This window comes from Microcoleus sp. Pol12B4, assembly GCF_036701385.1.
In the GTDB taxonomy this organism is placed as follows: domain Bacteria; phylum Cyanobacteriota; class Cyanobacteriia; order Cyanobacteriales; family Microcoleaceae; genus Microcoleus.
Genome location: NZ_JAUBQR010000226.1, coordinates 1 through 11133, shown reverse-complemented (window position 1 = coordinate 11133; position 11133 = coordinate 1). Strand labels below are relative to the sequence as shown.

At 44.0% G+C, this 11133-nt stretch carries 12 protein-coding genes and 1 pseudogene; 6 read left to right on the top strand and 7 right to left on the bottom strand.

What is annotated here, in order from left to right; all coding sequences use genetic code 11:
• From QUA38_RS23910 to QUA38_RS23890, 5 genes are all read left to right on the top strand, one after another.
• Positions 1-348, top strand: a 348-nt coding sequence (locus QUA38_RS23910) for a Tab2 family RNA-binding protein (protein WP_333166290.1), incomplete at its 5' end; no start/stop codon positions are given.
• Between the two features lie 461 nt (positions 349-809).
• Positions 810-2105 (top strand): TldD/PmbA family protein, encoded by a 1296-nt coding sequence (locus QUA38_RS23905; protein WP_333166293.1) that lies wholly within the window; start codon positions 810-812, stop codon positions 2103-2105.
• Between the two features lie 86 nt (positions 2106-2191).
• Entirely contained in the window at positions 2192-3148 is a 957-nt protein-coding gene (locus QUA38_RS23900; protein WP_333166289.1) for a GDSL-type esterase/lipase family protein, read from the top strand.
• A gap of 14 nt (positions 3149-3162) precedes the next feature.
• A complete protein-coding gene (locus QUA38_RS23895; RefSeq protein ID WP_333166286.1) occupies positions 3163-3861 on the top strand; it encodes a haloacid dehalogenase type II in 699 nt (232 codons plus the stop codon).
• A gap of 148 nt (positions 3862-4009) precedes the next feature.
• Positions 4010-6823, top strand: coding sequence for a chloride channel protein (locus QUA38_RS23890; protein WP_333166283.1), 2814 nt, complete (start codon positions 4010-4012; stop codon positions 6821-6823).
• 456 nt (positions 6824-7279) lie between these two features.
• On the opposite strand, the gene QUA38_RS29500 is transcribed toward QUA38_RS23890, so the two are convergent.
• Both QUA38_RS29500 and QUA38_RS23885 read right to left on the bottom strand, forming a co-directional pair.
• Positions 7280-7450: a transposase gene (locus QUA38_RS29500; RefSeq protein WP_445305097.1), complete on the bottom strand. Its 171-nt coding sequence runs from the start codon at positions 7448-7450 to the stop codon at positions 7280-7282.
• 250 nt (positions 7451-7700) lie between these two features.
• Positions 7701-8060: a transposase gene (locus QUA38_RS23885; protein WP_333166281.1), complete on the bottom strand. Its 360-nt coding sequence runs from the start codon at positions 8058-8060 to the stop codon at positions 7701-7703.
• A gap of 127 nt (positions 8061-8187) precedes the next feature.
• On the opposite strand from QUA38_RS23885, the pseudogene QUA38_RS23880 reads away from it, so the two are divergent.
• A pseudogene (locus tag QUA38_RS23880) lies at positions 8188-8418 on the top strand (transposase family protein); the annotation flags it as partial.
• A 172-nt stretch (positions 8419-8590) separates the two neighbouring features.
• Here the strand turns inward: QUA38_RS23880 and QUA38_RS29495 are convergent.
• The 5 genes from QUA38_RS29495 to QUA38_RS23860 form a co-directional block, all read right to left on the bottom strand.
• Entirely contained in the window at positions 8591-8773 is a 183-nt protein-coding gene (locus QUA38_RS29495; protein ID WP_445305096.1) for a transposase, read from the bottom strand.
• A 239-nt stretch (positions 8774-9012) separates the two neighbouring features.
• Positions 9013-9249 carry a hypothetical protein gene (locus QUA38_RS23875; protein WP_333166278.1) on the bottom strand — a complete coding sequence of 79 codons (237 nt, stop codon included), beginning with the start codon at positions 9247-9249 and terminating at the stop codon, positions 9013-9015.
• A 3-nt stretch (positions 9250-9252) separates the two neighbouring features.
• The gene (locus QUA38_RS23870) at positions 9253-9510 is read right to left on the bottom strand and encodes a helix-turn-helix domain-containing protein (protein ID WP_333166274.1); all 258 of its coding nucleotides are present in this window, start codon (positions 9508-9510) and stop codon (positions 9253-9255) included.
• Between the two features lie 983 nt (positions 9511-10493).
• Positions 10494-10916, bottom strand: coding sequence for a hypothetical protein (locus QUA38_RS23865; RefSeq protein WP_333166272.1), 423 nt, complete (start codon positions 10914-10916; stop codon positions 10494-10496).
• 6 nt (positions 10917-10922) lie between these two features.
• Positions 10923-11133 (bottom strand): hypothetical protein (locus QUA38_RS23860; RefSeq protein ID WP_333166270.1); only part of this gene is annotated, 211 nt, incomplete at its 5' end.

The following is an 11133-nucleotide window of genomic DNA, read 5'->3' as shown; positions in this document are numbered from 1 at the left end:
TTTGGCGAAGCTTTCGGCCTGCCGATGACACGCCTCGCCCCAGAAACGCAAATTCCGGGACTAATTATCTACTCGTCAAGAGCAACAGCTTTGGCAGGTTGGATGTCGGGGTTGGAGTTGGCTTTTCTGAAATTTGAGAGTGGCCCACCTGCTAGGCTGGTATTAGATACGGGAGCTAACGATCGCTGGATTTTAGCTAATCTCAGAGACGCAGTAACTGAGAGAGAAGCGAAAGGATTTGAAGCCGCTAAAAAGCAAGCAAAAAAAGTACATTTCTTAGCAATTCAGTCGAATCCCGAATCGGAATCTTTTGCAGGATTTTGGCTGCTGCACGAACTAACTATTTAGTTGATCGCTTGGCAATAACTGATATCGGGCAGCATTCTCAATCAGATTTAAGCAACCGGGTTTTTTCAGGAAAAATCTCGGCTTTTAGATCTGAACCGCAGCAAAAAAGCCGGTTTCTGACTGCAGCCAAAAACAGATACCGTCCCACGTACTCCTGTCGTGGAGATATCAAGATTTTAGATTCTAGTTCAGGTTCCCAGATTCACCTGTTGAGTAAATCTAAAACCTAAAATCTAAAAGCTAAAATCGACGCTAAGCGGTTGGCAAGATGCAAACAATCACAAATGCGTACAATATTGTGATCGCGCATTCTACCAGTTTCCCCAAAGAATCTAAATGTAGGCCCTACTCCAAACCCATATCTAGTAAGTCCTTGCCAATTCTTTAATCGAAAATCGAAAATCGAAAATCGAAAATCGAAAATGGTATTACCGATCGCCCATTACCAACCACCGAGAACAATGACCAATCAGCAATCAGCAGAACAACTGTTAGAACTAGCCACCAAAGCAGGTGCAGAAGCTGCTGAGGTATTGGAATCGCAATCGCTCTCACGGCCGGTCTTTTTTGAAGCAAACCGCCTCAAACAGCTAGAAACCGCCCAAGCAGAAGGCATTGCACTGCGGCTGTGGCGGGATGGGCGACCGGGTTTGGCGGTGGCTTACGGGCCTGTGGAACTACAAATTTTGGTGGACAGGGCGATCGCGCTTTCGCAACTTAACGAACCGGAAACCATCGAACTCGGCACCAGTGAGAAAGTTGTTTATCCCGATCTCGGAGTGTCAGTGTCGGCCGAACAGCTAGTAAACTGGGGCAAAGAGGCGATCGCGATCGTCCGCGAATCCTATCCAGAAAGCCTCTGCACCGCCGAACTCGACTGCGAAATCGAGAGCACCCGCTTGGTGAACACCAAAGGCTTGGATTCGAGTCACACCGACACTACCCTCAGCGGTTACTTATCAGCAGAATTAGTGCGGGGCGAAGATTTCCTCAACATTTGGGAAGGTGAAACCGAACGCGGTACCCTCGACTTAAATACCAGCGCCAAGCGGGTTTTGCAACGTTTGGAATGGGCGAAAGACAATGTAGCCCCTCCCACGGGCCGCGTGCCGGTCCTATTTACAGCCAAAGCAGCCGACTTGCTGTGGGGCACTGTATGTGCGGCGTTGAACGGCAAACAGGTACTCGAAGGCGCTTCGCCTTGGAACGATCGATTAGGCCAACAAGTGACATCGCCGCTTGTCACCCTCTCGCAGCAGCCGGATATCGGGCCCTATAGCTGTCCTTTTGACGACGAAGGTACTCCCACTCGGGCGATCGTGTTTATCAACAGCGGAGTGTTGCAGCTATTTTATACCGATCGCACCACCGGTCGAGCCTTGGGTAGCGGCACCACCGGCAACGGATTTCGCCCGGGTTTAGGCAGCTATCCGACACCGAGTTTGTTCAACGTTTTGATTAAACCAGGTTCGCTTTCGCTAATCGATTTAATCGCTCAATTAGACGACGGAATTGTAGTCGATCAAATGCTTGGCGGCAGTGCCGGAATTTCCGGCGATTTTTCAATTAACGTCGATCTCGGCTACCGAGTCAAAAAAGGTCAAATAGTCGGCAGAATCAAAGACACAATGGTAGCCGGCAACGTTTACAGCGTCCTCAAACAATTGGTAGAATTGGGAGGAGACTCCGAGTGGAACGGTTCTTGCCACACACCCTCTCTAATTGTAGAGGGATTGTCCGTCATCGGCAAGAATTAAAGGCTGTTGGCAGTTGTTAGTTGTTAGTAATCATCAGTTAACAGTCAACAGTGACCGATTCCCAATTCCCAATTCCCACACATAATATGCGTATTTGTTTTATCGGCGATTCTTTTGTAAACGGTACTTGCGATCCAAAATGTCTCGGTTGGACAGGACGGATTTGCGCTGCCGCTTGCGGACAAGGACACGATATTACCTACTACAATTTAGGAATAAGGGGAGAAACCAGTGCCGATATAGAAACTCGCTGGTTCAGCGAAGTTTCTTGCCGCTTACCTCACTACAGCGACGGCCGAATCGTATTTTCCTTTGGCGTCAATGACACTCACCTAGAAAAAGAAAAAAATCGCATAGAAGTTGAGAAATCAATTGAAAAGGCCCGAGCTATTCTCACGTCAGCTAAAGAAATATTTCCAGTATTAATGGTAGGACCACCGCCAGTTATCGATACCGATCGCACAAGCCGGATTGCCAACTTATCCGAACAGTTTTCTCAAGTTTGCAGCGAGTTAAACGTGCCTTATCTAGATGTTTGCACCCCGCTGCAAAAATCGGAAATTTGGCAAAAAGAACTTACCGAAAACGATGGCTCCCATCCCGGCGCCGCCGGTTACGCTGAATTGGCTAAAATAGTCCACAATTGGAGCGGTTGGAAGGCTTGGTTTAAAAATATTAATATATCAGACCAAGAAACAGTAACGCTGTTCCGAGCAGTCGGAAAAAAAGAAATGGAACTGATTAAAGAAAGCGATTTTATGGAATTTCCGCCGCGCTTATCTTTTCAGCCTACTTTTTATCCCGTGCTTCAAAAAGCCTATGCCATACAAATCGCGCGAGATTGGAATACAAAAGATGCAGCATCGGGATATTTTGGCTATGTTACCTGCTTTCGAGTGGCGGCAGAATTATTGGAAAAATATCCCGTACAAACTGTGGGCAGTTCTAGTCACCAAGAATATTGGATTCCCGCAGAAGAATTGAGCGAATTTAATCGCAATATAGTTGGAAAAATTGAAATTTTTGCTGAATATCAACCCTAAACTAGGAGCGAAGTATGCTGGAATTCAATCAATTTGAAGTTGTGAGTTTTGACTGCTACGGTACTCTGATAGATTGGGAAAGAGGGATATTGCCCGCCTTGAAACAAGTGCTGTCAAAGCGGGAAATTGATTTCAGCGATGACGGCATTTTAGAGCTTTTTGCTGCGGTTGAATCAGAACTAGAAAACCCGAGTAATTCTTATATAAAATATCGGGATATTTTGCAAAAAATAGTTGAAAAATTCGGTAAAAACTTCAATTTTGCACCGACAGAAACAGACATAAACTGTTTGGTTGATTCGGTCAAAAATTGGCAACCATTTCCCGATACCGTTGCAGCCTTGGAAGCACTCAAGCAGAAATACAAACTGGCAGTAATTTCCAATATTGACGATGACTTGTTTGCTGAGACAGCCAAACACTTAAAAGTTGAATTCGACTGGTTGATTACTGCGGAACAAGTGCGATCGTACAAACCGTCAACTCGCAACTTTGAAATAGCCCTAGAAACAATGGGAATTTCTACTGACAAACTCCTGCACGTTGCTCAGAGCATCTATCATGACATTGTACCAGCCGCATCCATGGGAATCTCAACGGTTTGGGTAAATCGCAGACACGACAAAGCAGGATTTGGGGCGACACTGCCGGCCAGCGGTCAGCCAGACTTGGAAGTGCCGAATTTAAAAACATTGTTGGAAATGATAGGGTAAACAACCGCAGAGTAACGCAGATTAGTAAAATTCATCTGCGTTAATTTTGGTACACCTCCGGTTAAAAATTAGTTATATTTTGCCAAGTCGAACGATTTTTCGCTAAAGTGCGATCGAGCAGACAATTATCAGGCCATCTACGCTATTTATGCCGTATATAACTATCCCTAAACAACTTAGGGAACCTTCCAGGGTCATCAAATCTCAACTTTTTTTACGGCCGAAACGCCTCGCTATTTTTGAAGCTTGTCTGATCGGGTTAGTTTCAGGACTGGCTGGCGTTTTGCTCAAATCAGGAGTCGGATGGCTCGGCAGTTGGCGAGTTGCTACCTCGACATTAATTCCAGCTTGGATCTTGCTTCCGGCTGTCGGTTTATTTGGCGGGTTGCTGACAGGTTTCTTGGTGGAGCGTTTTGCTCCCGAAACTGCAGGTAGTGGCATTCCTCACGTCAAAGCTGCTCTGGGCGGCGTCAATCTTGCCTTAGATTTGCGAGTAGCTGTCGCCAAACTTCTGACCACTATTTTAGCCGTTGGTTCCGGTTTAACTTTAGGCAGGCAAGGCCCAACTGTCCAAATAGGAGCATCTTTGGCCGGCTGGATAGGTCACTTGATGCCTACTTCCCCAGACTACCGCCGACAATTGATTGCTTGCGGTGCTGCTGCGGGATTGGCTGCGGGTTTCAATGCTCCGATTGCAGGAGTTTTGTTTGTAGTTGAAGAACTGTTGTATGACGTTTCGGGATTGACTTTAGGGACTGCAATTATCGCTTCATTTATCGGTGCAGTTGTCTCGCAGCTTTTGGGTGGCGATAGTTTAAATTTGAACCTTCGCGAGTACCCAAGCAGTTTTGAAGCTCAGGAAATTCCGTTCTACATACTGTTAGGAGTTTTAGCGGGATTTCTGGGAGCTTTGTTCAGCAAAGGAATTATTGCTAGCTTGCAATTTAACAGGCGAACGCTCAAATTAGCTTTGCCTGCGCGAGTGGCTCTAGCTGGTATTATCTGCGGTTCAGTAATAGCTTTTCTCCCAGAAACGTTCCGCAACAATACGGGTTTGCGAGAGTTTCTGCTGACCGGAGAAGCAAGCGGAATAACGAGTTTAATTGCTTTTATAGCTCACTTTTTCCTGACAATTATTTCCGCCGCTTCTGGAGCTCCAGGAGGATTGTTTTCTCCTTCCCTAGTTATGGGTTCTGCACTCGGTCACATGGTGGGCATTGTGCAGGCAGATTTCCTGGGCGTAGGTTTGCCGGTAACTTACGCTTTGGCGGGAATGGGAGCATTTTTTTGCGCGGTTACTAGAGCACCGATTACTGCGGTAGTAATTGTGTTTGAAATTACGGCGGATTTCAAATTAGTGCTGCCTTTGATGATCTGTTCTGTAGTTGCTTATTTAGTCGCCGAAAAGGTAGAAAGTGGCTCGCTGTACACTCACCTTTTGGAGTTTAACGGTATTCAACTGACAAAGGCAAAAGCTGCAAGCAATACTTTGAGCGACTTGTACGCAGATGACGTGATGCAGCGCCGAGTTGAAACTCTTTCGAGTTTGCTGACTTTCGAGGAAGTGATCCAGGCATTTTCGCGATCGCACCACCGAGGATTTCCAGTCGTTGAAGATGGCAAATTAGTCGGAATTGTCAGTCAAACCGATTTGGCAAAAGCCAGCGAGTGCAATTTGTCCGGCAAGTCTCTGCTCAAAGAATTTATGACTGTACAACCGATCGCAGTCAAAGCAAGCGATACTTTAAGCGAGGTATTGTACAGGCTTAACAACTACAATATCAGCCGCTTACCAGTCGTAGAAGGTCGGCGTTTGGTGGGAATTATTACCCGCAGCGACATTATCCGAGTTGAATCCGATCGCCTCAGCGGAGAAACAACCCAGGGCCCGCATCCAGAACCTTCCTATGTTGTGTATCAAACCAGAGCTCCGCAAGTGGGAAACGGCCGCTTATTAGTGCCGCTTTCCAACCCTCAAACAGCACCCGCTTTGCTGCGGCTGGCGGCCGCGATCGCGCGCGATCGTAATTACGAATTAGAATGCCTGCAAATCATCTTAGTACCGCGCAACAGTTCCCCCTCAGAAACCACAGTGCGGACAACAAAAAGCCGCCGCCTGCTGCAACAAGCCGAACGAATTATTCGCAATTGGAACTTGCCTGTACACACCCAAATACGGGTAGCTCATGACGTACCTCACGCGATTTTAGAGACAATCAAGGAGCGACATATCGATTTAATTTTGATGGGATGGCAAGGCGAAACATCCACCACTGGACGTATTTTTGGTGATGTGGTAGATACCGTAATTCGGCAAGCCGGCTGCGAGGTTATTTTGGTTAAATGGAGCGAAAAAATATTAGCCAACCGCAAGAAAAATGAGTTTTCCGCCGCTCTTAACGGGGGGAAATATGCGTCTATAGAATGCGACTTAAATCCCGAAAGAGTTGAGGGCGCAGATCATCCCAAATTGGCGAGATCCTCAGATTCATCAGCGACTCCAGAGACTGAACTTTACCCGCCGAATTCAGACATTCCAGGGCCAGAATTGGGACTGCACACCCTGATGGGTTTGCACCGCTGGTTGGTTCCTATTCGGGGCGGTTACAAGCAAGCTGCAGCTTTGCGGCTGCTACCTGCTTTGGTGGCTGCGAGTGCTGTACCGGAGATTAAATTGTGTCAAGTTCACCAGCCCTCTGTTGCAGAACCCGATAGGGGGGAATTAAAGCAAGCAGCGGAGTTTATCAAGCGCAGGGTTAGCTGTTCGATAATAGCGACTTCGGTGTGCGCTAAATCGGTTTCTGATGCTTTAATTGATTTGGCTCAGAACGATCAGTGCGATGCGATCGTCCTGGGAGCTAGCCGTGAAGGGCTGCTGAAGCAGGTGATTCACGGGAACATTCCGGAATCTGTGGCGCGGGGGTGCGACTGTACAGTCATTTTAGTGCGATCGGCTTCTTAGCAAATTCATACTATTTTACTCTTGTTTCCAGGCAGAGCCTGTGAATACATACCTCGATACTCTATCTCTCATAACTAATACAGCGTATTCCAGGTTTATCAAGTGTAGAGACAGGGTAAAGGCATCTTAACTTTAACCAAACATATGCTACAGCTAAATCCGACTAAAACTCAATATAGTTTGTTGTAGTTTATGGGTGTTATCGATGGCAATAGGTCTTAGCAAAGCTGTAATTTTCCCACAATAACAAACAGATTCCATGCCTTCAATAAATACAGCGTATCCCAGGTTTATGAGGTACAGTAACAACAGTGTGTAAACCAGTTTTTTAAATGTTTGGGATTCATCAAATCGAGTGCGGTGGCAATTAGAACATCAACCATTTTTGGAGTAGTGGGAGAAAACTGACGTAAAAAAGCTTTTAATTGTGACCACCAATGTTCAATGGGATTAAAGTCAGGATTCGGGAGGTGATTGGTAAAGAACGCTTGCCCCAACAGATTGAATTAAAGGTTCGATTTCTTTCACTTTATGGGCGGGGACATTATCCATCACAACTACCGCACCCTCCCATAGTTGTGGTAGTAAACACTTTTCGACAAAGACTTGGAATGCTTTGCCATTCATTGAACCATCCAATGTCATTACAGCTCACACCTTTTTTAAGCTAATTGCCCCAATTACTGTCACCTTTGAGCCTCGATAAAATGGTTTAAAATCATAGACCCTACTTCCATAATAGCTTCGGGCATGAGTTCGTGTTAACCCCAGTAAAACGCCCATTTCATCGATAAAAACTAAATTTTTTGGTTCGATTTGCTTAACTTTCTGCCAATGCTAAATTCTCAAGTTTCGGACTCTTTCTGTTTTCCCTTGGTCACTGCGTGATGTTTTTTTTTACTGTGAGTTTTTGTTTTTGTAATGCCCGACACATTGCACTTTTACTGACCCATTGATGATGATTTTCTCCCCAATATTCACAATATTCTAATAATGTTGCATCTGGATATCGTTCAACCATTGCCTGTAGTTGAACTTCCGTTCCATACAATGCCCCCTTCATTGCCCCACCTGGTTTTTTGGGTTCTAAACTACCTTGACATTTATGAATAGATAGTAGTTTTTGTACAAAGCTTTTAGCTACACTAAATCTAGCCGCAACTTTTCTGATTGAGGTGTTACCTTGAAAGTAAGCCTTCACTATTTTTTCTCGGAACTCGATTAAGTAAGATTTCATTGGGACTATTTCTACACTAAATATTAGTGTACCTCATAAACCTGGGATACGCTGTATTTTAAATGCGTATTTTTGAGAACATTTTGCAAATTTAAACTACCCAGTAATATAAAAAAGTAAAGAACACTTATTGAAAGATATTATCGCGATTGCGATTCTAGCTGTCATCAGCAGTGCGGAGGGATGGGTTGGAATAGAAATCTATGGAAAAGCCAAATATGAATTGCTAAAATGCTTTCTAGAAATCCCGGATGGGATGCCTTGTCATGAGACATTTAGCCGAGTCTTTGCCAGACTAGAACCACAACAGTTTCAAGCTTGTTTTTTAAGTTTAGTCAACTCAATCACCCAGAAATGAGAGCTATAATACCAATTTCCTAAATTTCTGCTACAGATAGCCCCTCTAATATGAATGGATATCCTGTCAAAGAAGCAATCACTTCGTTAGTTAGCTTTTTCAACTCTTTTTGCACCGCTTCTCTCAATTATTCTATGCCATCAAATCTTAACCATTTCAATTGTTCCTTGATCTACCCCCATAGCCTTTCTATTGGATTCACTTCCGGACTATAAGCCGGCTGAAACAATAAAATTACATTTTCTGGTAGATTTAGATTCAATGAACTATGAAACCCTCCATTGTCTAGTTGGATGATATGCAAATCATCGGGATAAGTAGCGGCAAATAGCTCTAAAAATTTTTCAAAACACACGGCTCCTCTAGATGGGTAAATTCATAAAAGAATCCCTCTCCTGTTTGAGGCTCTACTATTCCATACAACCACAGATATATAAAGTCCCATTGCACTGCTCCGTGAGGCTTAATGCCTTTTCCAGTTAATTTCCTTCAATGAAATTGTGTGTAGCCCCATTCGACTTTCGTCTTGGCTCCAATAGCGAATTTTATGCCACTGCTTTAAAAATCCCTCACTTTGACTCAGGCTGGCTTTTACTAAGGATGGCAGTTTTTTTTAAATTCTGCTACTGCACCTTTTTTCTGTTTTTCGCTCACGGGACGTGGCACCTTTAATTTTCCTTTTAGCCGATACCTAGCCCACTGATGTACTGTCCGATATGACACTTTTACTTCACAACAGCTTGTCAACCATTGATGTACTTCTTTGTAGCTACTGAATCCTTCGGGATCTTGTAATTCCTTTGATAATCTCTCTACAGTTTCAGGATTCATTATTCAAGGTCGAACCGAAGGTGGTTTCTGCAATAATAATTCTTCTATTCCCCCTTTTCTATAACTAGACAACCATCTTTGTATTGTGGTACGATGTTTTCCTAACCGCACAGCAGCAGACAATATGCTGTCTACCGTTTTGGTTTTAAGCGAATACAGAACTTGTAGTTTTTCGTGGCGCAAAACATCTTTCTCTTTTCTCATAAGAGTCGTCAGCTCTTCTATTGTTTCCCGAATTTCAATCCGAACAACTCCTGACATTTTTCTTTCTTATATTTGGGGACTAGCTCACAAAACCCATACCTACTAATTGTAGCACTATTTTATGAAATTAATAAAAGACAACGGCAATGCGGTCGCGTTCATGAATGCTAGCAGGTGACGCTAAATACTTCTAAGCTCGCTCTTTCATTGACTTGTAGGAATAAGGATAGTTGATTGTTAGTTTGAGCAAGCCAGGAAGTACCTCTGGTTGATTAATAATGCAGTAAATGAGATATCCAGCCCGTTCCACTTTGGTCGTTGCCAGAGGCGAGAACTGGGCTGATTTACAAATGGCGCGTTTAATGAGTCGCGATCTGCTGCGGTTTTCAAACAGAGCTTGCACAAACTGGGTGGGATTGGCTATGGCAGGAGACCTGGGGGGGTGATAACCCCCCCCAAACCCAGAGAGCGTAAAGATTTAACCCACTTGTGCTAAAAAAAGATAGGCAGCCCAATTCTTACAAGCTAGCCTATCTCAAAAATTAATGTTACCAACATTCTATCAGACCCACTTACAAAAACAACTGACATCAGCTCAGTTTATTTTACTCACAATCTTACTCTCCTTGATACAATCAGAGAAACAAGTGAAATTAGAGAGGCTGGCCCGAGTATTTCCCTACCCAATTACTACCGAAAGTCGCCGCCGCAAATTGCAAAGATTTTTGGACTTACCTCAATGGTAGTGTCTTTTCGTAAAGGATGAAGAATAATCGACCTTTCGAGGAGTCTTACCCAGTCTGACTTCCAAAATAGAGTATTTTACTCTGTCCTTTACGAAATACCACTACCACCTCAATTAACGATCACACTAATGCGGTTGGGAGCATGTCACTTTTACAGTGAGTAATTATACTGATGCAGCTTGTCTCTGATTTCCAATTAAGCCATTCAAGTAAGCACAACGATGAGCTAATACTTGTCCCACATGTTCTGATTTCCAACTAGCTCCTGATATTTTAATTCGTCTGGCTATTTGCTTAATCCCTGATTCTACCGCTCAGCCAACCAATTGAACAGATGCCATCCCTTGAGCAAACTTCATAGTTGATAATCCTTTGTTTGTGCTTTTCTAAGTATTTGCAAAAATTCACTGCTGATGTTTTCTTGAGCTTTGTAAATAGAGCTGCTGCATTCTCTACATTCCCTTTCCACAAATATGCTTCTGCTTGCTTAAGTCGCTTCATTGAACCACCTACTTTCTGAAGATTTTGATTCAGATGGTACCAATCGAGAATTTCTCTTCTGTCCTGTTCACAACTGATTTCCTTAAATATATTCCACACTCCATCATGTCCATCACCTAGGCAAATTACAGGTTTTGCTAGCGGTTGTTTATTTGCCCAATTAACGATGATATCATTTTGATTGAAACTAGCTACTATACCCTGGAGGGGTGACAAAGATATCTACAAAGTAGACTGCATCAGGGTTGAAGCCCGTGTACCCTGTTGATAAAAGCGACGTTTATTTGGAGTTAAATTCATTCTGGGGGGGTGACAACTAGCCTGAAACCCAGATGAGGTAAAGATTGAAGCCATTGGTGGTAAAAAAGGATAGGCAGCAGAATTGTGACACTCGCTTCCTATCCCAAAAATAAATGTTACCAACATTCTATCA

Bases quoted from the DNA above. Each gene is read 5' to 3' on its own strand.
- QUA38_RS23905 (WP_333166293.1), top strand. From the start codon at position 810: ATGACCAATCAGCAATCAGCAGAACAACTGTTAGAACTAGCCACCAAA.
- QUA38_RS23900 (WP_333166289.1), top strand. From the start codon at position 2,192: ATGCGTATTTGTTTTATCGGCGATTCTTTTGTAAACGGTACTTGCGAT.
- QUA38_RS23895 (WP_333166286.1), top strand. From the start codon at position 3,163: ATGCTGGAATTCAATCAATTTGAAGTTGTGAGTTTTGACTGCTACGGT.
- QUA38_RS23890 (WP_333166283.1), top strand. From the start codon at position 4,010: ATGCCGTATATAACTATCCCTAAACAACTTAGGGAACCTTCCAGGGTC.
- QUA38_RS29500 (WP_445305097.1), bottom strand. From the start codon at position 7,450: ATGAATGGCAAAGCATTCCAAGTCTTTGTCGAAAAGTGTTTACTACCA.
- QUA38_RS23885 (WP_333166281.1), bottom strand. From the start codon at position 8,060: ATGAAATCTTACTTAATCGAGTTCCGAGAAAAAATAGTGAAGGCTTAC.
- QUA38_RS23875 (WP_333166278.1), bottom strand. From the start codon at position 9,249: ATGAATCCTGAAACTGTAGAGAGATTATCAAAGGAATTACAAGATCCC.
- QUA38_RS23870 (WP_333166274.1), bottom strand. From the start codon at position 9,510: ATGTCAGGAGTTGTTCGGATTGAAATTCGGGAAACAATAGAAGAGCTG.